The sequence below is a fragment of the Micromonospora sp. WMMB235 genome, from assembly GCF_001855515.1.
Lineage (GTDB): Bacteria > Actinomycetota > Actinomycetes > Mycobacteriales > Micromonosporaceae > Micromonospora > Micromonospora aurantiaca.
The window spans coordinates 5,842,602-5,865,828 of the sequence record NZ_MDRX01000001.1 but is presented as its reverse complement, the minus strand read 5'-3'; the positions used below and the strand labels follow the sequence as shown (position 1 = coordinate 5,865,828).

Here is a 23,227-nt window from a genome sequence, read left to right as displayed (position 1 = left end):
CGATCATGAAGTTGGCGGCCGTTTCGGCACCCGTCATCGCCGTCAACCTCATGATCGACGGAGAAGAGGGGGTGGGTGGGCGGTGAGCGGGGTGGTGCTGCGGGGGTTCGGGTGGCGGCACGGGGGACGGAAACGCTGGGCTCTGCGCGGGGTGGATCTGCGCGTGGAGAGCGGCGAGCGGGTGCTGCTGCTCGGACCCTCCGGCGCCGGTAAGAGCACGCTGCTGGCCGCGCTGGCCGGGCTGCTGCCGGAGGACTCCGGCGAGCAGGAGGGCACCGTCGAGATCGACGGGCTGGACCCGCGCAAGGCCCGCGAGCGCGTCGGCATCGTCTTCCAGGACCCGGAGACCCAGCTCGTGATGGCCCGCTCCGGCGACGACGTGGCGTTCGGGCTGGAGAACCGTGGCGTACCCGCCGGGGAGATCTGGCCCCGCGTCGACGAGGCGCTGCACCGGGTCGGTTTCCCGTACGACAGGGACCGCCCCACCGCAGCGCTCAGCGGCGGCGAGCAGCAGCGGCTGGCGCTGGCCGGCACGCTCGCGCTGCGTCCCGGGCTGCTGCTGCTCGACGAGCCCACCGCCAACCTCGACCCGGCCGGTGCCACCCTGATCCGCCGGGCCGTCGCGAACGCGCTCGACCCGGACACCACGATGGTCCTGGTCGAGCACCGGGTCACCGAGGCACTGCCGCTGGTCGACCGCGTCGTGGTGCTGGAACCCGGCGGCGGGGTGCGCGCCGACGGGCCGCCCGAGGCGGTCTTCGCCGCGCACGGCGACGCGCTGGCCGCCGCCGGGGTCTGGGTACCCGGCCACGTCGCGCCACCCCGGCACGCCACCACGCCGCCCGGCGACGTGCTGCTCACCGCGGAGCGGCTCGGCCTGTCGCCCCGGCTAGACCCCACCGATCTCCGGGTACGCGCCGGCGAGGCGCTCGCCGTCCTCGGCCCCAACGGCGCCGGCAAGTCCACACTGGCGCTGCTCCTGGGCGGCCTGCTGAAGCCCGGCACGGGCGCCGTCACCGCGTCGGCGGCACTCGCCGGGCGGGACGCGCGTACTCCCCCGCACCGCTGGCGGGCACCCGCGCTGGTACGCCGGATCGGTTCGGTGTTCCAGGACCCGGAACACCAGTTCGTCACCGCCACGGTCCGCGACGAGCTGGCGCTCGGCCCGCGCCGCACCGGCCGGCCCGAGTCGGCGGTGACCGCCACCGTCGACGAGCTGCTGCACCGGTTGCGGCTGGACCGGCTGGCCGGCGCCAACCCGTACACCCTCTCGGGTGGGGAGGCGCGGCGGCTGAGTGTGGCGACGGCCCTGGCCACCGCGCCCCGCCTGCTGATCTGCGACGAGCCCACGTTCGGCCAGGACCGGCGGACCTGGCTGGAGCTGGTCGACCTGCTCGCCGAGCTGCGCGACGCCGGGCACGGCGTGGTCGCGGTGACCCACGACGAGGACTTCGTCGCCGCGCTGGCCGACACGACGCTCACCCTGCACCGCTCCCCCGCCGGGGTGGCCACGTGATCGGCCTCGAACCGGTCGCCGCACCCGGCGCCCCGCTGGCCCGGCGCAACCCGGTGGCGAAGCTGGCCGCCGCTGTGGTCTTCACGCTGATCCTGGTGGCGACGCTCGACCCGGTCGCACCGGCCATCGCCATCGCCGTCGAACTCGCGGTGCTGCCGCTGTTCGGGGTCCGCTACCGGGTGCTGGCCCGCCGGGCCTGGCCGCTGCTCGCCGGTGCCGCCGGCATCCTGATCACGCTGGTGCTCTTCGCGGCCGACCGCTCCGGCCGGGTGCTGGTCGAGGCCGGCCCGGTCCTGGTCACCGAGGGCGTCCTCGTCACCGCGCTGGGCCTGGTGCTGCGGATGCTCGCCGTGGCGCTGCCCGGCATCGTCGTGTTCGCCACCACCGACCCGACGGACCTGGCCGACGCGTTGATCCAGAACGCGAAGACGCCCGCCCGGTTCGCCATCGGGGCGCTCGCCGCGTTCCGGATGGTGCCGCTGCTGGAACAGGAGTGGCGGATGATCAGCATGGCCCGCCGGGCCCGCGGCGTGGACGCCGGCCGCAACCCGGTGGCGAAGCTGCGGCTGTTCGCGTCCACCGCGTTCACGCTGCTGGTGGGCGCGATCCGGCGCGGTACCCGGCTGGCCGTGGCGATGGACGCCCGGGGCTTCGACGCGGGTACGCCGCGCACCGTGGCCCGCCCGCAGCGCTTCACCCGCGCCGACGCCCTGCTCGTGGCGGGCGCCGCGCTGCTGGCCGGCGGTGCCCTGGCCACAAGCATCGCCCTGGGCACCTTCCGCCCCTTGATCGGCTGACCCCGGGCCCGCCCCGCCCGCCCTCACCCCGCCCACCCTCGCCCCGTTGATCATGAAGTTGACGGCACCGGTTGCCCGTTTTGTCGCCGCCAACTTCATGATCGACGGGGCTGGGGTAGATCTTGGTACGGGATGGCGCCTCTAGGGGCCGGAATCGTCCAAGATCTCCGGGGGGACGCCCGGGCAGGCCCCCGATGAGGGGCCTGCCCGGTGAGCGGCTGACCGGGAAAGGGCTGTCGGTCAGCTGCGGCGGAAGGCGTAGAACCGGGTCTGGCCGGCGCGCTGACTACGCCCGGTGAACCGGGCCTGCCGCCCTGCCGGTGGGCCGGACCGGGGCGGCGTCGCGGATGCGCCCGGCAGGACCGGGGTCTCCAGGGACTCCGAGGGCGGCACCGTGTCCGGGGACGCGGCGGACGCCACCGGCTCCGTGGGGAGCACCACCGCGGGTGGCGTCACCGTGAGCGCGTCGAGCTTCGGCGGGGTCACCTGCGGCGACGACTGCTTGCGGGACTTCTTCGGATTGCGCTTCGCGGGCATTCGCGGGCCTCCTGTCGTGCGGGCGCGCCGACCGGGACGCGCCGAGCGGGGGCTCCGGTGCGTTCCGATCACGACAGACACCGCGACCGACGGTGGCGGGGAAGGAATGCGGACGCCCGGAGCAGGACGGGTCCACGGCACTGGCGGCGGTGGACCGGGCTCGGAGGTGGGGCGTCACTTACGCATGCGGCAACGCTATCCCGCCGCCCGGAGACCCCGCACCCGATTTACCGGGAGAGAACGCGAACGCGCCCGCGCGAGACGCACAGCCACCCGGCGATCACGCCCTGTCGACGTCCCCGCCCGCTCCCCCGGCGACCGCGATACGGTCGCAGAACGGCAGCACGAACGAGAGGTGGCGGTACGCATGGCAGAGCAGGCGACGGCGCAGATCGGGGTCACCGGTCTGGCGGTGATGGGCCGCAACCTGGCCCGGAACCTGGCCCGCAACGGCTTCGCCGTGGCGGTGCACAACCGGTCGCCGGAACGTACCCGCAGCCTGGTCGCCGAGCACGGCGACGAGGGCACGTTCGTGCCGTCGGAGTCGCTCGCGGACTTCGTCGGCTCGCTGGAGCGGCCCCGCGCGGTGATCGTGATGGTGAAGGCCGGCGCGCCCACCGACGCGGTGATCGACGAACTGGTCCCGCTGCTGGAGGAGGGCGACATCGTCGTCGACTGCGGCAACGCGCACTTCGCCGACACCCGCCGCCGGGAGGAGGCGCTGCGCGCGCACGGGCTGCACTTCGTCGGCACCGGAGTGTCCGGCGGCGAGGAGGGCGCGCTGCTCGGTCCGAGCATCATGCCCGGCGGGTCGGCCGAGTCGTACCGCAAGCTCGGGCCGATCTTCGAGAAGATCGCCGCGCAGGTGGATGGTGAGCCCTGCTGCCGGCACATCGGGCCGGACGGCGCGGGCCACTTCGTGAAGATGGTCCACAACGGCATCGAGTACGCCGACATGCAGCTCATCGCCGAGGCGTACGACCTGTTGCGGGCCGGTCTGTCGGCGAGCCCGGCGGAGATCGCGGAGATCTTCCGGGAGTGGAACGGCGGCGAGCTGGGGTCGTTCCTCATCGAGATCACCGCCGACGTGCTCGGCCACACCGACGCGGCCACCGGCCAGGCGTTCGTGGACATCGTGCTCGACCAGGCCGAGCAGAAGGGCACCGGCCGCTGGACCGTGCAGAGCGCGCTCGACCTCGGCATCCCGATCACCGGCATCGCCGAGGCCACATTCGCGCGGTCGCTGTCCGGGCACGCCGACCAGCGCGAGGCAGCCCGCCGGGTGTTCGCCGACGCGGGTGAGAAGTGGCAGGTGGACGACCGGGACGCGTTCGTCGAGGACGTGCGCCGCGCACTGCTCGCCAGCAAGATCGTCGCGTACGCGCAAGGGTTCGACCACATCCGGGCCGGCAGCCGGGAGTACGACTGGGACATCGACCTGGGCGGCACGGCCACCATCTGGCGGGGCGGCTGCATCATCCGGGCCGGTTTCCTGGACCGGATCCGGGAGGCGTACGACGCGGAGCCGGACCTGTCGACGTTGCTCGTCGCGCCGTGGTTCGCCGAGCGGGTCAGCGACGGCGTACCGGCCTGGCGACGGGTGGTGGCCGACGCGGCCCGGGCGGGCGTGCCGGCCCCGGCCTTCGGGTCGTCGCTGGCCTACTTCGACGCGCTGCGGGCGCAGCGGCTGCCGGCCGCGCTGATCCAGGGCCTGCGGGACGACTTCGGCGCGCACACCTACCACCGGGTGGACCGGGCCGGCTCGTTTCACACCCTCTGGGCGGGCGACCGCTCCGAAGTGGAGGCGTGAGCCGCGCAGACAGCCCCGCCGGACGGTTCACCAGGCCCGCTGACCGTCCGGGTCGGGCGCCCAGCCGGCGGCCGGCTCACCCGACGCCAGTTCGCCGATCTCACCGGAGCGGACCGCCGGGGTGTGCCCGAGGTCGGCGCACCACCGCTGGGCGACGTCGGCGCACAGTGCGGCCACCGCGTCCCGGCGGGCCGGCTCCACCAGGTCGGCGGCGGCCAGGGCAGCAGTCATCTCGTACCGGAGATCGCGCATCCTCCACCCCCGTGGCGGGCGCGCACCCGGCGGCGCGCCCTGCGCCGATCGTAGAGCGGAACGCCCCGCGCCCGGCGGGAAAGCCGGATGCGGGGCGTCACGGTCGGGCCGGACGTCGCGGTCAGAAGAACCGGCGACGCCTGGCCTTCTGCGGCCGGATCAAGTCGGCGCCCTTGGTCAGCAGACGGCTCACCCCGGACGGGCCACGACGGGCCTCCAGGGTGTGGCTGAGCCGGCGCGCGCCGGCCGCCGCCAGCGGCACGGCGACCGCCATGACCGCCCACTGCGCGATCCGCTTCTGAATCATGTGGTTCACCTCCGCGTTTGCTGTCTGGAGGTATCGGTACCCAGCGCGGCCCGTCGGTAAGCGTGACCTCAGGCGCCCGGGGCGACCGGGTTGGGCAGGGCACCGCCGAAGCGGCGGTCGCGCTGGGCGTACAGCTCGCAGGCGTACCAGAGGTGGCGGCGGTCGAAGTCGGGCCAGAGCGTGTCCAGGTAGACCAGCTCGGCGTACGCGGTCTGCCAGAGCAGGAAGTTGGAGATGCGCTGCTCGCCGGAGGGGCGCAGGAACAGGTCGACCTCGGGCACCTCGGGGTGGTAGAGGTAGCGCGCCACCGTCTTCTCGTTCACCTTGGCCGGGTCGAGCCTGCCGGCCGCGACGTCGCGGGCGATCCCGGCGGCGGCGTCGGCGATCTCCGCCTGGCCGCCGTAGTTGACGCAGAACTGCAGCGTCAGCGTCGAGTTGCCGCGCGACATCTCCTCGGCGGTCTGCAACTCGGAGATGACGCTCTTCCACAGCCGGCCGGCACGGCCCGACCAGACCACCCGGACGCCCAGGTCGACGAGCTGGTCGCGGCGGCGGCGGATGACGTCCCTGTTGAAGCCCATCAGGAAGCGGACCTCGTCCGGCGAGCGCCGCCAGTTCTCGGTGGAGAACGCGTACGCCGACAGGTAGGGGATCCCCATCTCGATCGCGCCCTCGACGGCGTCGAACAGGCTGTGCTCGCCCTGCTCGTGCCCCTTGGTGCGGGGCAGCCCGCGCTCCTTGGCCCAGCGGCCGTTGCCGTCCATCACGATGGCGACGTGCCGGGGCACCGCGGCGGGCGGCAGCGCCGGCGGACGGGCGCCGGAGGGGTGCGGGGTCGGCGGCACCGGCTCGCGGCGGGTCGCCCTCGTCGATCGGATCACTCGGTCATCTCCCTGTTCACTCCGGCGACGGGCCCGGCGCCGGAGCGCGGCGGGACCACATCCGGCCCCGCGCCGCCGGGCGACGGGACCGCGCCGGCCGCCGGGGCACCCCGGTCGACCAGCGGCAGCGAGCGTAGCGCGCGCTCCAGATGCCACTGGAGGTGCGCCGCGACCAGTCCGCTGCACTCCCGGCGTACGCCGGTCTCTGCGGCGTCGGCGTACCCCCAGTCGCCGGAGGTCAGCGCGGACATCAGCTCCAGCGTGGCGGGCGCGGGGTGGGCGGCGCCGGGGGGCCGGCAGTCCGGGCAGACGGCGCCGCCGGCCGGTACGGAGAACGCGCGGTGCCGGCCCGGCTCGCCGCACACCGCGCAGGCGACGAGCGCCGGCGCCCAGCCGGCGAACGCCATGCCGCGCAGCAGGTACGCGTCGAGCACCAGCGTGGTGGCGTGCTCGCCCCGGGCCAGCGACTTCATCGCGCCGAGGGTGAGCTGGAACAGCCGCAGCGACGGCTCGCGCTCGACCGGGGTGAGTCGCTCGGCGGTCTCGGCGATCGCACTGGCCGCCGTGTAGCGGGGGTAGTCGCCGAGGAACCGCTTGCCGTACAGCTCGATCGCCTCGACCTGGCTGACGGTGTGCAGCGAGCTGCCCTGGTTGCCCTTGGGATCACCGGCGAGCTGGAGGTCGACATGCCCGAACGGCTCCAGCCGCGCGCCGAACCGGCTCGTGGTGCGCCGCACGCCCCGGGCCACCGCGCGCAGCCGCCCGTGCCGGCGGGTGAACAGCGTGATGATGCGGTCGGACTCGCCCAGCTTCTGCACACGCAGCACCACCGCGTCGTCGCGGTAGAGCTGTCGGCGGTACCCGGCCATCAGGCCATTCTCCCTCCGGGTGCGATCTCAGGGTCGGCTCGGGGTGGACGGTCGGGCGATCCCCGATGTGCCGGGCGTCGGGCCGGACCTAGTGTGCTGGCCATGGCTTCGCTCCGCACCGTTCCCCGGCTACGCAGCGTTTTCCGGCTACGTGGCGCTTTCCGGCTACGTGGCGTGGTGGCCGCCACCGCGGCCACCGCCCTCATCGTCCTCGCCGGGTGTGACACCCTCTCGTTCCGCCGCCTCGACTTCGACCAGACCGAGCGGACGAAGATCACGAAGATCACGGTGGACGACGACGGCGCCGGCGACGTCGTGGTCCGGGCGAACGGCCCCGCCGACCAGGTACGCATCAAGCGCGTGGTCCGCTACCAGGGCGACGAGCCGACCAGCCGGTACGAGATCAAGGGAGACGAACTCGTCCTGCCCACCGACTGCGGGCACCGGTGCAGCATCTCCTGGGAGGTGACCGCGCCGCCCGGCGTGGTGGTGCGCGGCGGCACCGGCTCGGGCAACGTCGACCTCAGCGACGTCGGCGCGGTGGAGTTCACGCTCAGCTCCGGCGACCTGACCATCAGGGGCGCCACCGGCGAGGTCCGCGCCTCCACCACGTCGGGCAACATCCGGGTCGTCGAGGCGGCCGGCCCGGTGCGGCTGCGTGCCCGCTCCGGTGACATCGAGGCCCGCCGGCTCGCCTCCGCGATCGACGCCGAGACCACGTCCGGCAACATCGTCGTCGAGCTGGACCAGCCGGCACCGGCCCGGGTGCACGCCACGAGCGGAGACGTGGACCTGGCCGTGCCGGCGGGCCGCTACCGGGTGCGCGCCACCGCGACGTCCGGCGACACCGACGTGCGCGTCACCGACGACCCGACCGCGTCGGTGCAGCTCGAAGCGTCCGCCACCAGCGGCAACGTCACGGTCAGCACCCGCTGAGCGGACGGCGCACCTGGGCGGGCCGCGCCCGGTGGCCGCTCAGTCGGGCCGCGCCCGGTGGCCGCTCAGTCGCCGCCGGGCGTGTCCCGCCGGGCCGCCCGGACGCCGTCGCCCCGGCCGGGGTCCTCGGCCGGGCGGCGCGGCGCCGGCACCCGCGCCCCGACGCTCACCAGCGCGTCCTCCGCCCCGGCGGGGGCCGGGCTGGCCGGGGCGGCCGCCGCCCGGTCGGCCACGGTCCCCCGCGGCTTGCCGGGGACCAGTTCGGGGGTACGCCGGGCTGCGACGTCCTCGACCCAGCCGACCAGAAGCGTCACCACGCCGACGAGCGCGAAGACCAGCCCCACCCGCAGCCACAGGCCCACCGGGTCGCGCGGCGACCAGCCGACCAGGCCGACGAGCGGGGTGAGGAGCACCACGAACGGCATGTGCCAGAGGTAGATCGTCAGCGCACGCCGGTTCACCACCGTCACCGCCCGGCCGATCGCCGGCACGCGGTCGACCCAGGTCACCCCGGCCGGTGCCCGGCCGATCGCCACCAGGATGAACGCGGCCGACCAGAGCGCGTTGCCCAGCGGGATGTCGTTGATGTCGAATCCGCGCGGACCCGGATGGGTGACGATCCAGACCAGCCCGGCGGCGCCGACCACGGCGGCCACCGGCAGCAGCACCCGGTTGCGCATCCGGCGCAGCAGCCCGTCGTGGTGGGCGAAGCCGAGCAGCCAGGCGCCGAAGTAGAGGCCGAACTCGCGCAGCACCGTCGGCGGGTTCGCCAGGACGCCGATCTCGATCGCGACCAGCAGCAGGTACGGAGCGGCGAGCGTGGGCAGCGGCGCCCGGCGGAACAGCCAGAGCACGAACGGCGAGGCGAGCACGAACCACAGGTAGTCCCGCAGGTACCAGATGGGGCTGAGCGCCAGCCCACCCCAGTAGTTGGCCGGCGGGTCGCTGATCGGGAAGAGCCAGAGCAGCACCTTCGGGCTGAACGTCAGCCCGGTGAGCAGCATGGCCGGCACGAAGACCGCGGCCACCACCCACAGCGACGGCAGGAGGCGGCGCAGCCGGCGCCCGACCGCGCGTACCCCGCTGCGGTCGAGTGACGCCGCCATCAGCGACCCGGCCAGGGCGAACATCACCGACATCGCCGGAAACACCAGCGTGAGCGTGGCGTAGCCGGTGACGTGGTAGGTGACGACTCGCAGGATGGCCAGGAAGCGGAGCAGGTCCAGATAGCGGTTTCGCATCAGCTCACGGCGGGGTCCGGGGGCAGAGACAATGGTCCCTACCCTGCTCCGGGACGCTGTGAAACAGCCAAGAACACCTATGGAAAGTGAGATGTCCCATAGGTCTGGCTGATCCTGATCACCGACCCCGGAGCCCGCCCCGGCCGCCTGTCAGAAGCCCAGCTTGCGCAACTGCTTCGGGTCGCGCTGCCAGTCCTTCGCCACGCGTACGTGCAGGTCGAGGTAGACCCGGGTGCCGAGCAACTCCTCGATCTGCCGCCGGGCGGTGGTGCCCACGTGCTTGAGGCGGCTGCCCCGGTGGCCGATGACGATGGCCTTCTGGCTCGAACGCTCCACGTACACGTCGGCGTAGATCTTGGTGAGGTTGCCCTCCGGGATCATCTCCTCGACCACCACGGCGATGGAGTGCGGCAGCTCGTCGCGTACGCCCTCCAGCGCCGCCTCGCGGACCAGCTCCGCCACGAGCACCTGCTCCGGGTCGTCGGTGAGCATGTCGTCCGGATAGAGCTGCGGCGAGGGCGGCAGGTAGCCGGTCATCACGTCGACGAGCGTGTCGACCTGATGGCCGGAGACCGCGCTGACCGGCACCACGTCGGCGAACTCGCCCAGCTCGCTCACCGCGAGCAACTGCTCGGCCAGCCTCTTCTTGTCGACCAGGTCGGTCTTGGTGACCACCGCCAGCACTGTCGCCTTGAGGCTGGCCAGCTCGCCGGTGATGAAGCGGTCGCCCCGGCCGACCGGCTCGTTCGCCGGTACGCACAGGCCGATCACGTCGACCTCGCTCCAGGTCTCCCGGACCAGGTCGTTGAGGCGCTCGCCGAGCAGCGTGCGGGGCCGGTGCAGACCCGGGGTGTCGACGAGCACGAGCTGCGAGTCCGGCCGGTGCAGCACCGCCCGGATGATGTGCCGGGTGGTCTGCGGCTTGTTCGAGGTGATCGCGATCTTGGTGCCGACGATCGCGTTGGTGAGCGTCGACTTGCCGGCGTTCGGCCGCCCGACGAAACAGGCGAAACCGGCCCGGTAGGGGCGCGCCTCGGGCGTGGTCACTCGACCACCGTGCCGAGGACGGTGCCGTCCGGCGCGGCCACGTGGACCGGCGCGTCGGCGGAGAGGTCACGCACCGCGGCGTGCCCGGCCCCGTCCAGCGTCGACGCCTCGGTCACCACCACAGCGGCCTCCAGCCGGCTCGCGCCCGCCGCCACCGCCGAGGCGACAGCGAGCTGGAGCGCGGTCAGGGTCAGCGACGGCAGCGCCACGCTCGCCGCCGCGTACGTCCGGCCGTCCTGGTCGCGGACCGCGGCGCCCTCCACGGCCGCCACCCGGCTCCGCGCCCCCCGGGCCAGGACGACCAGCTTGGCGTCCTCGGCGCTCAGCTCGGCCGGGTCGGCGGGGGTGGGCATGGCGGCCGGTACGGCGGGTGACTCAGGCATCGGCGGGTTGCCTCTCCTCGGAACGGTTGTTGTCGCCACGGGAATCGGGCGGATCGCTTCGGTTGGTGCCCTCCGGCGCGTCACCCCGGTCGACCCGGCTCACCAGAACCGTGTCTATCCGGTTGCGCCGGCCGGTCGTGCCCTCGGCCACCAGCCGCAGGCCGGCCACCTCGGCCTCGGCGCCCGGGATGGGCACCCGGCCGAGCGCCTGGGCGAGCAGGCCACCGACCGTCTCCACCTCGTCGGTGGGCAGCTCGGTGTCGAACAGCTCGCCCAGATTCTCCACCGGCAGCCGCGCGGTCACCCGCACGGCCCCGTCCGGCAGGTGCTCGACCGGCGGGCGCTCGACATCGTACTCGTCGGTGATCTCCCCGACGATCTCCTCCAGGATGTCCTCGATGGTGACCAGCCCGCCGGTGCCGCCGTACTCGTCGACCACGATGACCAGGTGGTTGCGGGCCGCCTGCATCTCGGAGAGCAGGTCGTCCACCGGCTTGGACTCCGGCACGAACGTGGCCGGGCGCATCAGCTCGGCCACCGGCATCTGCCGGGCGGCCTGGTCGCCCTGCACCCGCCGGATCAGGTCCTTGAGGTAGAGCACACCGAGCACGTCGTCGACGTTCTCGCCGATCACCGGGATGCGGGAGAACCCGGAGCGCAGGAACAACGCCAGCGCCTGCGCGAGCGTCTTGCGTTCCTCGATCCACACCATCTCGGTACGCGGAACCATCACCTCGCGGGCGATGGTGTCGCCGAGCGCGAAGACCGAGTGGATCATCTGACGCTCGCCGTGCTCCACCACGCCGCGCTGCTCGGCCAGGTCGACCAGCTCCCGCAGCTCCACCTGGGTCGCGAACGGCCCCTCACGGAAGCCCTTGCCGGGGGTGACCGCGTTGCCGATCAGGATCAGCAGCGAGGCCAGCGGGTTGAGCGCGCGGCCCAGCCAGCGCACCAGCGGCGCGACCGCGCGGCCGACCGCGTACGCGTGCTGGCGGCCGATCGTCCGCGGGCCGACACCGACCACGACGAAGCTCACCACTGTCATCGCGCCGGCGGTCACCAGCGCCGCCCGCCAGCCCGCGCCGAACGTGTCGACAGCCACCAGCGCGACGAGCGTGGTGGCGGTCAGCTCGGCCAGCAGACGCAGCAGGAGCAGCAGGTTCAGATGGCGGACCACGTCACCGGCGACCGCCTGGAGAGCACGCCCGCCGCGGGCACCGTCCCGGGTCAGCTCCGCGGCACGGGCCGGCGAGACCGCTGCGAGCGCCGCCTCGGTCATCGCGATCAGGCCGGCGAGCACCACCAGCCCGGCGGCGAAGACCAGGAGTTGAAGATCAGGCAGACCGGCGGGGGTGCGGACCGCCGCCAAGGTGTCCATCACCGCGACCGGGTCGACCGCCAGCTGGCCAGCAGCCGGGCCTGGAGACCGAACATCTCCCGCTCCTCCTCGGGCTCGGCGTGGTCGTAGCCCAGCAGGTGCAGCACGCCGTGCACGGTGAGCAGGTGCAGCTCGTCGGCGGCCGAGTGCCCGGCCACGGCGGCCTGCTTGGCCGCCACCTCCGGGCAGAGCACGATGTCGCCGAGCAGGGCGGGCTCGCCGCCGGCCGGGTTGCTCTCCCCCGGGCCGTGGTCGACGCTGCCCTCGTCCATGGGGAAGGCGAGCACGTCGGTCGGGCCGTCGCCACCCATCCAGCGGTGGTTCAGCTCCGACATGTATTCGATGTCGACGAGCAGCACGGACAGCTCGGCGAGGGGGTTGACCCCCATCTCGTCGAGGGCGTGCCGCGCGACGGCGAGCACGGCGTCGGTGTCGACGTCGACACCCGACTCGTTGGCGATCTCGATGGACAACTGTCTTCCTCTGATGATGTGACGGCTTCCGCCGGTGGGTCAGCGGCGCCGGCCGGCCCGGCCGCCCTGGGCGGTCCGCCCAGGTACGGCGTGCACGCTCTGCGCCTGCTGGGTCTCCCGCTCGGCGTCCCAGCGGGCGTACGCGTCGACGATGTCGCCCACCAGCTTGTGACGCACCACGTCGGAGCTGGAGAGCTGGGCGAAGTGCACGTCCTCGACGTTGTTCAGGATCTCCCGGACCACCCGCAGGCCGCTGGTCGTCCCGCCGGGAAGGTCCACCTGGGTGACGTCACCGGTGACGACGATCTTGGAGCCGAAGCCGAGCCGGGTGAGGAACATCTTCATCTGCTCGGGCGTGGTGTTCTGCGCCTCGTCCAGGATGATGAACGCGTCATTAAGCGTGCGGCCCCTCATGTATGCCAGCGGCGCCACCTCGATCGTGCCGGCGGCCATCAGCTTGGGGATGGTCTCCGGGTCGAGCATGTCGTGCAGCGCGTCGTAGAGCGGGCGCAGGTAAGGGTCGATCTTCTCGTTCAGGGTGCCGGGCAGGAAGCCCAGCCGCTCCCCCGCCTCGACCGCCGGCCGGGTCAGGATGATCCGGTTGACCTGCTTGGCCTGGAGCGCCTGCACGGCCTTCGCCATGGCCAGGTACGTCTTGCCGGTACCCGCCGGGCCGATGCCGAAGACGATGGTGTGGGCGTCGATCGCGTCGACGTACTTCTTCTGCCCCAGCGTCTTGGGACGGATGGTGCGGCCGCGCCGGGAGAGGATGTTGAGTGTCAGGACCTCGGCAGGCCGCTCGGCGCCGCCCTGTTCGAGCATGCCGACGGTACGCCGTACCGCGTCTGTGGTCAGGGTCTCGCCTTTCTCGATCAGTTCGAGCAGCTCACTGAAGAGACGCTCGGCGAGGGCGTTGTCGGCGGGGGCGCCGGTGATGGTGATCTCGTTGCCGCGGACGTGGACGTCGCTGTCGATCGAGCGCTCGACGAGCCGCAGGATCTCGTCGCCCGCGCCGAGCAGGTTCACCATGATCTTCTGGTCGGGGACCGTGATCCTGGTCTGCACACGCGGCGTGCCGGGAGGTGGGGTGCCGGTCATAGGTCGGGCCGTCGGGCCCTGCGCCACCTGCTCTCCGCTTCTCGGGCGCCGGGCCCTGCCGGCGCGGCGTTCGGTTACCTCCATCGTATCGGGTCGGCACCGTACGCACCGCGCCCATTTCCGGTGGCCGGCGGTCAGTCGCCGGCGCGGAAGTCGTACCCGTCGAAGGTCTCCTGGGTGCGGGTGAAACGGTAGGTCGCCCAGTGCATCCGGACCACCACGCCCCGTTCGTCGCGGGTCAGCCGCAGCAGCTCCCCCACCTCGCGGCCGGAGACCGTGCGGAACACGTCCGGCCGGTCCGGCAGCGGCGCGAACACCGCCGGCGGCTTCCCGGCCGGATCGTCCGCGCCACGCGCCCGCAGCGTCCCGTCGTGCCAGGAGAAGACGTACTCGAAGCCCTCACCCCACCAGCGGCCCGGCACGCCACGCAGGTGGTCCGGCGCGGGCGGGCCGGGACGCCACGGCTCGATCTCCGCCGGGTCGTGCTCGGCGGCGGCGGCGAGCAGCCGGTGTGACAGGTCGAACACCTCCACGCCGGTGCCGGACGAGCCGAGCACCGCGACGCCCATCGCCCCGGCGGTGCCCTGCCCGCCGCGCCGCCCGTAGACAGCGGCGAGGAATCCGGGCATCGCGCCGTCGTGGCCCACGTGGATCACCCGCTCCGGCTGCGGGATCAGGATCAGCCCCAGCCCGAAGCCGGCCGACCAGACCGACTCGTCGGTGGGCGTGAGCGGCCAGCGCATCTCCTCGACAGTCGTCGCGGCGAGCACCGCGCCGTCCGGGTCCACCGCCGCCGGGTCGGCCAGGAACGCGGCCCACCGGGCCATGTCCGTCGCGGTGCTCCAGAGCTGCGCGGCGGGGGCCACCGCGCCGAAGTCGGCGGGTGGTTCCGGGTGGGCCTCGTCGGAGTACGCGTCGACCAGGAACCCGGTCGCGGCCCGCTCGGTCGGGTACGGGCCGGTGGCGGTCAGCCCGAGTGGGGTGAGCACCCGGTCGGCCAGCACCTCGGCCCAGGTGCCGCCACGCAGCCGGGCGACCGCCTCGCCGAGCAGCGCCAGGCCGAGGTTGGAGTAGTGGAAGCGCCGGCCGGTGGGCAGCACCCGCTCGACCCGGGCCAGGTCGGCCAGCAGTTCGTCGACGGCCGGGGCGCGCAGGCTGTCCCACACGTCGCCGTGCGGCTCGCGTTGCAGGCCGGCGGTGTGCGACAGCAGCCGGCGTACTGTCGCGTCGCCGTGCGCGGGCAGGTCGAGGTGCCGCCCGATCGGGTCGTCCAGGTCGAGCAGGCCCTCGTCGCGGCACTGCATGACGAGCACCGCGGTGAAGGTCTTGGTGACCGAGCCGATCCGGAACACCGTCTCCGGCCCCAGCGGGGTGTCGTTGCCGGTGTCGCCCACGGCGCAGGTCCATAGCGGCCGGTCGGCCCGGTGCAGGGCGGCCGACACCGCCGGGATCCGCCCGGTGGCCTGCGCCTGGCGCACCATCCGGCCGAGCCGGTCGGAGACGTCGGTCATCGGCAGAGCATCGGGCCGAGCGGCGCGCCGCCGAGCAGGTGGGCGTGCACGTGGAAGACCTCCTGGCCGCCGTACGGGCCGGTGTTGAACATCAGCCGGAACCCGTCCACGGTCAGGCCCTCCTCCTCGGCGACCACGGCGGCGGTCTGGAGCACCTCGCCGGCCAGCTCGGGCGCACCCTGGGCCAGCGTGGCCACGTCCGCGTAGTGCTCCTTGGGGATCACCAGCACGTGGGTGGGCGCCTTCGGGTCGATGTCCCGGAAGGCCAGGGTGGTGGCGGTCTCGCGGACGATGGTGGCCGGAATCTCCCCGGCGACGATCCGGCAGAAGAGGCAGTCCATCGCAGCAGTGTAAGGAGGGGCCCCTGCTTAACGCCTCCGGTATGGGAAGGGGCCCTTTTTAACAGTCTGGCCCGGTGCGGCAGGATGGCCGCCATGTCGGGACGGGCGGTGCTGGTGACGGGGGCCTCGCGGGGCATCGGGCGGGCGGTGGCGCGGGCGTTCGCCGCAGGTGGAGACCGGGTGGCGATCCACCACCGGGACTCGGCCGAGCTGGCCGAGCGGCTGCGCGCCGAGTTGCCGGGTGACGGGCACGTTGTGGTCCGCGCCGACCTGGCCGACGCCGACGCGGTACGGACCATGGTGGACGAGGCGGCCCAGCGGCTCGGCGGCCTCGACGTACTCGTGAACAACGCCGGGGTGTTCGGGCCGGCCGATCCCCCGCACCCGGTCTTCGAGAGCAGCTACGAGCAGTGGCGGGCGCGCTGGCGTGAGGTGCTCGACACCAACCTCGTCGGCGCCGCGAACGCCGCCTGGTGCGCCGCGCAGCACATGCGCGAACGCGGGGGCCGGATCGTGAACGTCTCGTCCCGGGGCGCGTTCCGGGGCGAGCCGGCCAACCCGGCGTACGGGGCCAGCAAGGCCGGGATGAACGCGATGGCCCAGTCGCTGGCGGTGGCCCTGGCGCCGTACGGCATCGCTGTGGCGTGCGTGGCGCCCGGCTTCGTCGAGACCGACATGACGAACGAGCACCTGAAGAGCGAGCGGGGCGAGGCGGTACGCGCCCAGTCCCCGTTCCACCGGGTGGCCCGGCCGGAGGAGATCGCGGCGGCGGTGCACTGGCTGGCGAGCCCCGAGGCCGAGTGGGCCGCAGGCACCATCATCGACATGAACGGCGCCTCCTACCTCCGCTCCTGACCCCCACGCCCTCCGCGATCTTGCACTTTCGGCCCCCACAAAGCGTCGAAAAAGGGGCGCAAGGCGGGCCGAAACTGCAAGATCAGCGCGCCGGGAGAACGCGGGCGGGGAACGAGGGCGCGGGTTTACCAGTGGGTCAGGCGGGTGGCCAGGACCGTCAGGGCTGCCACGCCAGCCGTGGACGTGCGCAGGACCGACGGGCCCAGGCGGACCGTACGGGCGCCCGCGTCGGCGAACGCGGCCAGCTCGTGGTCGGCGATGCCGCCCTCCGGGCCGACCACCAGCACGATCTCCCCGGCCGTCGGCAGGTCGACTGTGGTCAGCCGGTCCTGCGCGCCCTCGTGCAGCACGTACGCGCCGGCCGCACCCGCGATCCGGCGGGCCACCGTCGCGGTCGACTCGTCCGGGGCGCCGGCCACCACCGGCAGCCACGGGCGGCGGGCCTGCTTGGCCGCTTCCCGGGCGGTCGCGACCCACTTCTGCCGGGCCCGTCCGCCCCGGTCGCCGCGCCACTGCGCCACCGAGCGGGACGCCGCCCAGGGCACGATCTCGTCCACGCCGACCTCGGTCATCGCCTGCACGGCGAGTTCACCCCGGTCGCCCTTGGCGATGCCCTGCACCACGACGAGCCGGGGTACCGGCGCGTCCGCGTACCCCCGGCTGGTGACCCGCAGGTCGAGCGTGCCGCGGCCGACGGCGGTGACCACCGCGGCGGCGGTGCCGCCCCGGCCGTCGGCGAGCACCAGTTCCTCGCCGGCGCGCAGCCGCTGCACGGTGGCCGCGTGGTGGCCCTCCGGGCCGTCCAGCGTCAGCGTGTCACCGGTGGGCAGCGCCTCGACCAGGAACAGCGGGGCGGACACCTCAGGCGTGCCCGTTGAAGGCGTCGCGCATCCGGGAGAAGAAGCCGCCCTGCTTGGTCAGCTCGGCGACCTCCTCGCCGCGGGTCTTGGCGAAGTCGCGCAGCATCCGCTCCTGGTCGGCGTCGAGCTTGGTCGGGGTACGCACGTCCAGGTGCACGTAGAGGTCGCCCCGGCCGGTGCCGCGCAGGTGCGGTACGCCCCGGGCGCGCAGCCGCATCGTGCTTCCGGGCTGGGTGCCGGGCTTGACGTCGACCGTCTCCTCGCTGTCCAGCGTCTTGATGGTCAGCCGGGTGCCCAGCGCGGCCGCGGTCATCGGCACGGTGACCCGGCAGTGCAGGTCGTCGCCCTTGCGGGAGTAGACGTCGTGCGGCCGCTCGTGGATCTCGACGTAGAGGTCACCGGCGGTGCCGCCACCCGGCCCGACCTCGCCCTGCTGGGCCAGGCGGATCCGCATGCCGTCCTCGACCCCGGCCGGGATCTTCACGGTGAGTGAGCGGCGGGTGCGCACCCGGCCGTCACCGGCGCAGGTCGGGCAGGGGTGCGGGATGGTGGTGCCGTAGCCCTGGCAGACGGTGCACGGCCGGGCGGAGACCACCTGACCGAGGAACGTCCGCTGCACCGACTGCACCTCGCCCCGGCCGCCGCACGCCTCGCAGGTGGCCAGGTGGGTGCCGGCGGCGGTGCCGGCGCCGGAGCAGGTGGTGCAGAGCACGGCGGTGTCGACGGTGATCGGCGCCTCGACGCCGAACGCGGTCTCGTTGAGGTCCAGCTCCAGGCGCAGGATCGCGTCCGCACCGGGGCGGGTACGCGGACGCGGCCCCCGGCTGCCGCCCGCGGCGCCGCCGAAGAACGCGTCCATGATGTCCTGGAAGCCGACGAACGGACCGGCGCCGCCCGGGCCGCCGGGACCGCCCATGCCGCCGCCGCCCGGGGCGAGCGGGTCGCCACCCAGGTCGACGATCTGCCGCTTCCGGTCGTCCGAGAGGACCTCGTACGCGGCGTTGATGTCCTTGAACTTCTCCTGGGCCTCCGGGTCCGGATTGACGTCCGGGTGGAACTGCCGCGCCAGCTTGCGGTAGGCGCGCTTGATCTCGTCGTCGGAGGCGTCCCGGCTCACGCCGAGAATGCCGTAGTAGTCCCTGGCCACTGCGTTAGGTGTCCTCATGTTCGTCTCGCGTCGCTCCGGTCGTCGGCCGGAACCGGCCGTCGGCCCTGACTGGTCAGTTCTGGGCCAGCAGTTCGCCCACGTAGCGTGCCACGGCCCTCACCATGGCGATATTGCCGGGGTAGTCCATCCGGGTCGGCCCGAGCACGCCGAGTCCACCGACGATCGTGCTGCCCGGTCCGTAGCCGGTGCTGACCACCGAGGCGGCCCGCAGGTTGTCGAATTCGTTCTCGTCGCCGATGAGCACCCGGGTGGTGCTCGGCTCCGTCTCACCGATCAGCTTGAGCAGCACGACCTCTTCTTCGAGCGCTTCCAGGATGGGCCGCAGCGAGCCCTGGAAGTCGAGCAGGCCGCCCCGGGTGAGGTTGGCCTGTCCGGCCAGCGCGAGGCGCTCCTCGTGCCGTTCCACGAGCGTCTCCAGCAGCACGGTGGAGAGCGTGGTCATGGCCGGGCGCAGATGCGGCGCGGACTCCTCGACGAGCGCCTGCACCAGCGGCGGCGTCTCGGCGAGCTGGCTGCCGACGAGTTTCTCGTTCACCAGCCGGCGCAGGTCGGTCACGTCGTCGGCGGGCACCGGGGCGGGCAGCTCGACCAGCCGCTGCTCGACCCGGCCGGTGTCGGCGATCATGACGACCATGAGCCGGGTGGTGGAGATCGGCACCAGCTCCAGGTGGCGCACCTTGGAGCGGGCCAGGCTCGGGTACTGCACCACTGCCACCTGCCGGGTGAGCTGGGCGAGCAGCCGGACCGTGCGGTGCACCACGTCGTCCAGGTCGACGGCGCCGACCAGGAAGCGCTCGATCGCCCGGCGCTCGGCCGGGCTGAGCGGCTTGACCCGGGACAGCCGGTCGACGAAGAGGCGGTAGCCGCGGTCGGTGGGCACCCGGCCGGCACTGGTGTGCGGCTGCCGGATGTAGCCCTCCTCCTCCAGCACCGCCATGTCGTTGCGCACGGTGGCCGGCGAGACGCCGAGCTGGTGCCGCTCGACCAGGGCCTTGCTGCCGACCGGTTCCTGCGTGGCGACGTAGTCCTCGACGATCGCGCGCAGCACGGCGAGTTTGCGGTCGTCGAGACCCATTCCCCACCTCCTGACGCACCTCGGCCGGGCCGGCACGCGGCATCCGCCGGGCGGCTGGCACTCGACTGTAGCGAGTGCCAGTCTACGTCGGCACCCCCGCCGGCGCGATGATCGCCCGACGGACCTGCGGTGCGGCCCACCACACAGCGCCGCCCACCAGGGCCGAACAGCCGGTCATCGTCGGTCTGTGTCGCTCTGGTGCGAGTTGACCGGTGCCCCTACCGTGGCGACCATGACAGAACCTCCTCGCCCTCCAGGGGCAGGGGACTCCGGCCCCCAGCCCGACCCGTCGGCGCCCTACGGCTCGTCGCCGGGCAGCGAACCGCCCACCGCTCCACTGTCCGGGGCGCCGGGCACCGGCGGCTATCCCCCGCCCGGTGACTATCCGCCTCCGGGCGGCTACCCGCCCCCCGGTGGTTACCCTCCGCCGGGCGGCACGCCCGGCTACGGCGCCGGCTACCCCGCCGGTGGCGGGTACGGCCCCGCCGCGTACGCCAACAACGACGAGAAGACGTGGGCCCTGGTGGCGCACTTCGGTGGCGCCGCGGGTGTCATCGTCGGCGGCGGTCTGCTCGGCTGGGTCGCCCCGCTGATCGCGATGATGACCCGCGGTCAGCAGTCCCCGACGGTCCGCGCCCACGCGGTCGCGGCGCTGAACTTCCAGATCACCTGGACCATCGCCAGCGTGCTCGCCTGGGTGATCACGGTCATCACCTGCGGGATCCTGTTCTTCGTCCCGATGCTGGTCTGGCTGGTGCCGCTGATCTTCGGAATCATCGGCGGGGTCAAGGCCAACGAGGGTGTGCTCTACCGCTACCCGATGACCTACAACTTCATCAAGTGACACCGCCGGCCGGCCGAGGGGGCGGCCGGCCGGTGCCGGTCACGGCAGCAGGTCGCGTACCACCGCGTCGGCCAGCAGCCGGCCGCGCAGCGTCAGCACCACAAGCCCTCGCGCGTACGCCCCGGCGTCGAGCAGCCCGGCGTCCCGGGCCCGCTCGGCGCCCGCCCGGCCGGGCTCGTCCAGCACGTCCAGCGGCAGCCCGGAGGCGAGCCGCACCCGCAGCATCACGTCCTCCATGTGCTGCTCGTCCGGGGTGAGCTGCTCCCGGGCCAGCGCGGGCGAGGCGCCCTCGGCCAGCCGCGCCGCGTACGCGCTCGGGTGCTTGACGTTCCACCACCGCACGCCGCCGACGTGGCTGTGCGCCCCCGGGCCCAGGCCCCACCAGTCGGCGCCGGTCCAGTAGAGCAGGTTGTGCCGGCACCGGGCCGCCGCCGACCGGGCCCAGTTCGACACCTCGTACCAGGAGAATCCGGCCTCGCCGAGCGCGGCCTCCGCAGCCAGGTAGCGGTCCGCCGCCACGTCGTCGGAGGGGTACGGCAGCTCGCCGCGGCGCATCCGCGCGGCCAGCCGGGTGCCGTCCTCAACGATCAGGGCGTACGCGCTGACGTGGTCCACGCCCGCGTCGACCACCTGGGCCAGCGAGGCGACGAAGTCCTCGGCGGTCTCGCCCGGCGTGCCGTAGATCAGGTCCAGGTTCACGTGCTCGAACCCGGCGTCGCGCGCCTCCAGCGCGGCGGCGGTGGCCCGGCCCGCGCTGTGCCGCCGGTCCAGCACCGCGAGCACCCCCGGCGCGGCGGACTGCATGCCGAGCGAGATCCGGGTGTAGCCGGCGGCCCGCAGCGTCTTGAGCGACTCCGGGCTCACCGACTCGGGGTTGGCCTCGGTGGTCACCTCGGCGTCGGCGGCCAGCCCCCAGACGCGGTCGATGCCGTCGAGGATCCGGGCCAGGTCGTCGGCGGGCAGCAGGGTGGGCGTGCCGCCGCCGACGAAGACCGTGTCGACCCGGGGCGGCGGCGAGTCGCCCAGCACCCGGGCGGCCAGCGCCAGTTCGGCCAGCACCGAGTCGGCGTACGTCTCCCGGCTCGCCCCGCCGCCCAGCTCCGAGGCGGTGTACGTGTTGAAGTCGCAGTAACCGCACCGGCTGGCGCAGAACGGGACGTGGACGTACACGCCGAAGCCGCGCGCACCGACGGCGCGACGGGCGGTGGCGGGCAGCGATCCGTCGCGCGGGACGGGTTCGCCTTCTGGAAGGACGCCGGGCATGGCCACTAGTGTGCCCGGCATGACCTCTCCGGACGCTCTCGTGCGAGTCGCCACGGCCCGTGGGGTGACCACCCTCACCCTGGACAGCCCGCACAATCGCAACGCGCTCTCCACGCCCCTGATGACCCAGCTGCTGGCCGGGCTGGCCGACGCGGTCGCCGACGACGCGGTACGCGCGATCGTGCTCGACCACACCGGCCCGGTCTTCTGCTCCGGCGCCGACCTGAAGGAGACAGCCGCCGCGTACGCCAGCGGCACGGTGCCCGCCGGGATGCTCGGCGACGTGCTGGTCGCGGTGCGGGAGTGCCCGAAGCCGGTGGTGGCGAAGGTGGCCGGGCCGGCCCGGGCCGGCGGGCTGGGCCTGATCGCCGCCGCCGACCTGGCGGTCTGCGCGCAGGAGGCGACGTTCGCGTTCACCGAGGTGCGGATCGGCGTGATCCCGGCGGTGATCTCGGCGACCGTGCTGCCCCGGCTGGGCCAGCGGGCCGCCGCCGAGCTGTACCTGACCGGCGACACGTTCGACGGCCGCCGCGCCGCCGAGATCGGCCTGGTCACCGCAGCGGTGCCGGCCGACGAGCTGGACGCCGCCGTCGAGCGCTACTGCGCCTCGCTGGTGAAGGGCGCCCCGGGGGCGCTGGCCGGGGCGAAGGAGCTGCTGCGCCGGCCCGCCGGTCCCGACCTGCGGGCCGAGATCGCCGAGTTGGCCGCGCTGTCGACCGGGTACTTCCTCTCCGACGAGGGACGCGAGGGCGTCATGGCGTTCCGGGAGAAGCGTCCCGCCGCCTGGGTGCCCGCCGGAGACTGAGGTTCGCGGCGGGCCCCGCGGGAGCCATTGCGGCCGAGGTGGGGCCCGCCGGTCGGCCGAGACCCGCCGTGGCGGGTGGGACGTACGCTTGTCGGACTGTCGGGACAGGGGGTGCGGGTGCGGACGCGAGCGGCGATCGTGGCATCTGGGGTGGCGGTGTGCGTGCTGGCACTGCTCGCGGTCTACGTCGTGACCAAGCAGTTCGGCGAGCACCTGCGGCTCCCCCTGGCCAGCCGGACCTGCACCGTGAAGGCCGACGGCGAGGTGGTGCTCGGCGCCGACCAGATGGCGAACGCGGCCACCATCGCGGCCATCGGGATGCAGCGCCGGATGCCCGAGCGGGCGGTGGTGGTGGCGCTGGCGACCGCCTACCAGGAGTCGCACCTGCGCAACATCGCCCACGGCGACCGCGACTCGCTCGGCCTGTTCCAGCAGCGCCCGAGCCAGGGCTGGGGCAGCCCGGAGGAGATCCAGGACCCGCGGTACGCGGCGAACAAGTTCTACGCCGCGCTGAAGAAGGTCAAGGGCTGGGAGCGGATGCGGATCACCGACGCCGCCCAGCGGGTGCAGCGGTCGGCGTTCCCCGAGGCGTACCAGAAGTGGGCGGACGAGTCGGAGGTCCTCACCCGCGCGTTGCTCGGCCACGCGACCGGCGCGGTGGCCTGCACGGTCAGCTCGCCGCCGACGATGCGCGGGCCGGCTGCCGCCAGCGCCGTGCTGGAGAGCCTGTCGCTGGACTGGGGGCTGCCCCGGCTGGCCACTGCGACGGACCTGACCGCGCTCACCGTGCCGGCGGGCGACGACCGCAACGGCTGGCGGTACGCGCACTGGCTGGTCTCGCACGCCGACGATCACGGCGTGAAGAAGGTCCGCTTCGGCAACCTGGAGTGGACCGCCGCGCAGGGCTCCTGGGCCCGGGTGAAGGGCGACCCGGCCACCGAGGTGCGGGCCGAGGTGTTCGCCGCGGCCTGACCGGCCCG

The 23,227-nt window shown here is 73.6% G+C and carries 25 protein-coding genes; 8 read left to right on the top strand and 17 right to left on the bottom strand.

The features are described 5' to 3' along the window. Window positions 1-82: 82 nt before the first annotated feature. Complete coding sequence (locus tag BFV98_RS26125) at window positions 83-1,516, top strand: ABC transporter ATP-binding protein (protein ID WP_071098073.1); 1,434 nt, start codon at window positions 83-85, stop codon at window positions 1,514-1,516. Next, window positions 1,513-2,313 carry an energy-coupling factor transporter transmembrane protein EcfT gene (locus tag BFV98_RS26120; RefSeq protein WP_030274655.1) on the top strand — a complete coding sequence of 267 codons (801 nt, stop codon included), beginning with the start codon at window positions 1,513-1,515 and terminating at the stop codon, window positions 2,311-2,313. The genes BFV98_RS26125 and BFV98_RS26120 overlap by 4 nt, the downstream gene beginning before the upstream one ends. Window positions 2,314-2,553: 240 nt before the next feature. Here BFV98_RS26120 and BFV98_RS26115 read toward each other — a convergent pair whose 3' ends face one another. After that, entirely contained in the window at window positions 2,554-2,850 is a 297-nt protein-coding gene (locus BFV98_RS26115; protein ID WP_071098071.1) for a hypothetical protein, read from the bottom strand. A gap of 367 nt (window positions 2,851-3,217) precedes the next feature. On the opposite strand from BFV98_RS26115, the gene gndA reads away from it, so the two are divergent. Further along, window positions 3,218-4,660, top strand: coding sequence for an NADP-dependent phosphogluconate dehydrogenase (gndA, locus tag BFV98_RS26110; protein ID WP_013287958.1), 1,443 nt, complete (start codon window positions 3,218-3,220; stop codon window positions 4,658-4,660). 27 nt (window positions 4,661-4,687) lie between these two features. Here gndA and BFV98_RS26105 read toward each other — a convergent pair whose 3' ends face one another. The 4 genes from BFV98_RS26105 to recO all read right to left on the bottom strand — a co-directional run bounded on the left by BFV98_RS26105 (window position 4,688) and on the right by recO (window position 6,969). Beyond that, entirely contained in the window at window positions 4,688-4,912 is a 225-nt protein-coding gene (locus tag BFV98_RS26105) for a hypothetical protein (RefSeq protein ID WP_013287959.1), read from the bottom strand. A 121-nt stretch (window positions 4,913-5,033) separates the two neighbouring features. After that, entirely contained in the window at window positions 5,034-5,219 is a 186-nt protein-coding gene (locus BFV98_RS26100) for a hypothetical protein (protein ID WP_013287960.1), read from the bottom strand. Window positions 5,220-5,287: 68 nt separating this feature from the next. Beyond that, entirely contained in the window at window positions 5,288-6,064 is a 777-nt protein-coding gene (locus tag BFV98_RS26095; RefSeq protein ID WP_030274649.1) for an isoprenyl transferase, read from the bottom strand. 32 nt (window positions 6,065-6,096) lie between these two features. Beyond that, complete coding sequence (recO, locus tag BFV98_RS26090) at window positions 6,097-6,969, bottom strand: DNA repair protein RecO (protein WP_030274647.1); 873 nt, start codon at window positions 6,967-6,969, stop codon at window positions 6,097-6,099. Window positions 6,970-7,071: 102 nt separating this feature from the next. Here recO and BFV98_RS26085 point away from each other — a divergent pair, with 102 nt between their 5' ends. Next, a complete protein-coding gene (locus BFV98_RS26085; protein ID WP_255368249.1) occupies window positions 7,072-7,905 on the top strand; it encodes a DUF4097 family beta strand repeat-containing protein in 834 nt (277 codons plus the stop codon). Between the two features lie 65 nt (window positions 7,906-7,970). Here BFV98_RS26085 and BFV98_RS26080 read toward each other — a convergent pair whose 3' ends face one another. The 8 genes from BFV98_RS26080 to BFV98_RS26045 all read right to left on the bottom strand — a co-directional run bounded on the left by BFV98_RS26080 (window position 7,971) and on the right by BFV98_RS26045 (window position 15,377). Continuing rightward, complete coding sequence (locus BFV98_RS26080; protein ID WP_071098067.1) at window positions 7,971-9,146, bottom strand: acyltransferase; 1,176 nt, start codon at window positions 9,144-9,146, stop codon at window positions 7,971-7,973. A 150-nt stretch (window positions 9,147-9,296) separates the two neighbouring features. After that, window positions 9,297-10,193, bottom strand: coding sequence for a GTPase Era (era, locus tag BFV98_RS26075; RefSeq protein ID WP_013287965.1), 897 nt, complete (start codon window positions 10,191-10,193; stop codon window positions 9,297-9,299). Continuing rightward, window positions 10,190-10,576, bottom strand: coding sequence for a hypothetical protein (locus BFV98_RS26070; RefSeq protein WP_013287966.1), 387 nt, complete (start codon window positions 10,574-10,576; stop codon window positions 10,190-10,192). Before BFV98_RS26070 ends, era begins: the two co-directional genes overlap by 4 nt. Then, window positions 10,569-11,978, bottom strand: a complete 1,410-nt coding sequence (locus BFV98_RS26065) for a hemolysin family protein (RefSeq protein ID WP_174361814.1) — start codon at window positions 11,976-11,978, stop codon at window positions 10,569-10,571. Before BFV98_RS26065 ends, BFV98_RS26070 begins: the two co-directional genes overlap by 8 nt. After that, window positions 11,954-12,427 (bottom strand): rRNA maturation RNase YbeY, encoded by a 474-nt coding sequence (gene ybeY, locus BFV98_RS26060; protein WP_013287968.1) that lies wholly within the window; start codon window positions 12,425-12,427, stop codon window positions 11,954-11,956. The genes BFV98_RS26065 and ybeY overlap by 25 nt, the downstream gene beginning before the upstream one ends. Before the next feature lie 39 nt (window positions 12,428-12,466). Continuing rightward, window positions 12,467-13,525: a PhoH family protein gene (locus tag BFV98_RS26055; protein WP_030274645.1), complete on the bottom strand. Its 1,059-nt coding sequence runs from the start codon at window positions 13,523-13,525 to the stop codon at window positions 12,467-12,469. A 134-nt stretch (window positions 13,526-13,659) separates the two neighbouring features. Then, window positions 13,660-15,036, bottom strand: coding sequence for a serine hydrolase (locus BFV98_RS26050; protein ID WP_013475525.1), 1,377 nt, complete (start codon window positions 15,034-15,036; stop codon window positions 13,660-13,662). Continuing rightward, window positions 15,033-15,377 carry a histidine triad nucleotide-binding protein gene (locus BFV98_RS26045; RefSeq protein ID WP_013475524.1) on the bottom strand — a complete coding sequence of 115 codons (345 nt, stop codon included), beginning with the start codon at window positions 15,375-15,377 and terminating at the stop codon, window positions 15,033-15,035. The genes BFV98_RS26050 and BFV98_RS26045 overlap by 4 nt, the downstream gene beginning before the upstream one ends. Window positions 15,378-15,470: 93 nt before the next feature. Here BFV98_RS26045 and BFV98_RS26040 point away from each other — a divergent pair, with 93 nt between their 5' ends. Then, entirely contained in the window at window positions 15,471-16,232 is a 762-nt protein-coding gene (locus tag BFV98_RS26040) for an SDR family NAD(P)-dependent oxidoreductase (protein ID WP_013475523.1), read from the top strand. A gap of 125 nt (window positions 16,233-16,357) precedes the next feature. Here BFV98_RS26040 and BFV98_RS26035 read toward each other — a convergent pair whose 3' ends face one another. From BFV98_RS26035 to hrcA, 3 genes are all read right to left on the bottom strand, one after another. Further along, window positions 16,358-17,092 carry a 16S rRNA (uracil(1498)-N(3))-methyltransferase gene (locus tag BFV98_RS26035; RefSeq protein WP_071098066.1) on the bottom strand — a complete coding sequence of 245 codons (735 nt, stop codon included), beginning with the start codon at window positions 17,090-17,092 and terminating at the stop codon, window positions 16,358-16,360. A gap of 1 nt (window position 17,093) precedes the next feature. Then, on the bottom strand, window positions 17,094-18,239 hold the full coding sequence (gene dnaJ / locus BFV98_RS26030) for a molecular chaperone DnaJ (protein ID WP_030274641.1): 1,146 nt from the start codon (window positions 18,237-18,239) through the stop codon (window positions 17,094-17,096). 73 nt (window positions 18,240-18,312) lie between these two features. Next, entirely contained in the window at window positions 18,313-19,335 is a 1,023-nt protein-coding gene (gene hrcA / locus BFV98_RS26025) for a heat-inducible transcriptional repressor HrcA (protein WP_013287975.1), read from the bottom strand. 232 nt (window positions 19,336-19,567) lie between these two features. Here hrcA and BFV98_RS31610 point away from each other — a divergent pair, with 232 nt between their 5' ends. Further along, window positions 19,568-20,179, top strand: coding sequence for a DUF4870 domain-containing protein (locus tag BFV98_RS31610; RefSeq protein WP_083395317.1), 612 nt, complete (start codon window positions 19,568-19,570; stop codon window positions 20,177-20,179). A gap of 39 nt (window positions 20,180-20,218) precedes the next feature. On the opposite strand, the gene hemW is transcribed toward BFV98_RS31610, so the two are convergent. Then, window positions 20,219-21,442: a radical SAM family heme chaperone HemW gene (hemW, locus tag BFV98_RS26015; RefSeq protein ID WP_176921728.1), complete on the bottom strand. Its 1,224-nt coding sequence runs from the start codon at window positions 21,440-21,442 to the stop codon at window positions 20,219-20,221. Between the two features lie 19 nt (window positions 21,443-21,461). Between hemW and BFV98_RS26010 the strand changes: the two genes are divergently transcribed. Together BFV98_RS26010 and BFV98_RS26005 are read left to right on the top strand one after the other, a co-directional pair. Further along, window positions 21,462-22,247, top strand: a complete 786-nt coding sequence (locus BFV98_RS26010; protein WP_013287978.1) for an enoyl-CoA hydratase-related protein — start codon at window positions 21,462-21,464, stop codon at window positions 22,245-22,247. Window positions 22,248-22,358: 111 nt separating this feature from the next. Further along, window positions 22,359-23,219: a hypothetical protein gene (locus tag BFV98_RS26005; RefSeq protein ID WP_030274634.1), complete on the top strand. Its 861-nt coding sequence runs from the start codon at window positions 22,359-22,361 to the stop codon at window positions 23,217-23,219. Window positions 23,220-23,227 lie beyond the last annotated feature (8 nt).

Excerpts from the sequence above, each read along its gene's own strand:
- BFV98_RS26055 (WP_030274645.1), bottom strand. The coding sequence starts at position 13,525 with ATGACCGGCACCCCACCTCCCGGCACGCCGCGTGTGCAGACCAGGATC.
- hemW (WP_176921728.1), bottom strand. The coding sequence starts at position 21,442 with ATGCCCGGCGTCCTTCCAGAAGGCGAACCCGTCCCGCGCGACGGATCG.
- BFV98_RS26085 (WP_255368249.1), top strand. The coding sequence starts at position 7,072 with ATGGCTTCGCTCCGCACCGTTCCCCGGCTACGCAGCGTTTTCCGGCTA.
- BFV98_RS26040 (WP_013475523.1), top strand. The coding sequence starts at position 15,471 with ATGTCGGGACGGGCGGTGCTGGTGACGGGGGCCTCGCGGGGCATCGGG.
- BFV98_RS26080 (WP_071098067.1), bottom strand. The coding sequence starts at position 9,146 with ATGCGAAACCGCTATCTGGACCTGCTCCGCTTCCTGGCCATCCTGCGA.
- BFV98_RS26010 (WP_013287978.1), top strand. The coding sequence starts at position 21,462 with ATGACCTCTCCGGACGCTCTCGTGCGAGTCGCCACGGCCCGTGGGGTG.
- BFV98_RS26045 (WP_013475524.1), bottom strand. The coding sequence starts at position 15,377 with ATGGACTGCCTCTTCTGCCGGATCGTCGCCGGGGAGATTCCGGCCACC.
- gndA (WP_013287958.1), top strand. The coding sequence starts at position 3,218 with ATGGCAGAGCAGGCGACGGCGCAGATCGGGGTCACCGGTCTGGCGGTG.
- BFV98_RS31610 (WP_083395317.1), top strand. The coding sequence starts at position 19,568 with ATGACAGAACCTCCTCGCCCTCCAGGGGCAGGGGACTCCGGCCCCCAG.
- BFV98_RS26115 (WP_071098071.1), bottom strand. The coding sequence starts at position 2,850 with ATGCCCGCGAAGCGCAATCCGAAGAAGTCCCGCAAGCAGTCGTCGCCG.
- hrcA (WP_013287975.1), bottom strand. The coding sequence starts at position 19,335 with ATGGGTCTCGACGACCGCAAACTCGCCGTGCTGCGCGCGATCGTCGAG.
- BFV98_RS26105 (WP_013287959.1), bottom strand. The coding sequence starts at position 4,912 with ATGCGCGATCTCCGGTACGAGATGACTGCTGCCCTGGCCGCCGCCGAC.
- BFV98_RS26070 (WP_013287966.1), bottom strand. The coding sequence starts at position 10,576 with ATGCCTGAGTCACCCGCCGTACCGGCCGCCATGCCCACCCCCGCCGAC.
- recO (WP_030274647.1), bottom strand. The coding sequence starts at position 6,969 with ATGGCCGGGTACCGCCGACAGCTCTACCGCGACGACGCGGTGGTGCTG.
- BFV98_RS26050 (WP_013475525.1), bottom strand. The coding sequence starts at position 15,036 with ATGACCGACGTCTCCGACCGGCTCGGCCGGATGGTGCGCCAGGCGCAG.
- BFV98_RS26100 (WP_013287960.1), bottom strand. The coding sequence starts at position 5,219 with ATGATTCAGAAGCGGATCGCGCAGTGGGCGGTCATGGCGGTCGCCGTG.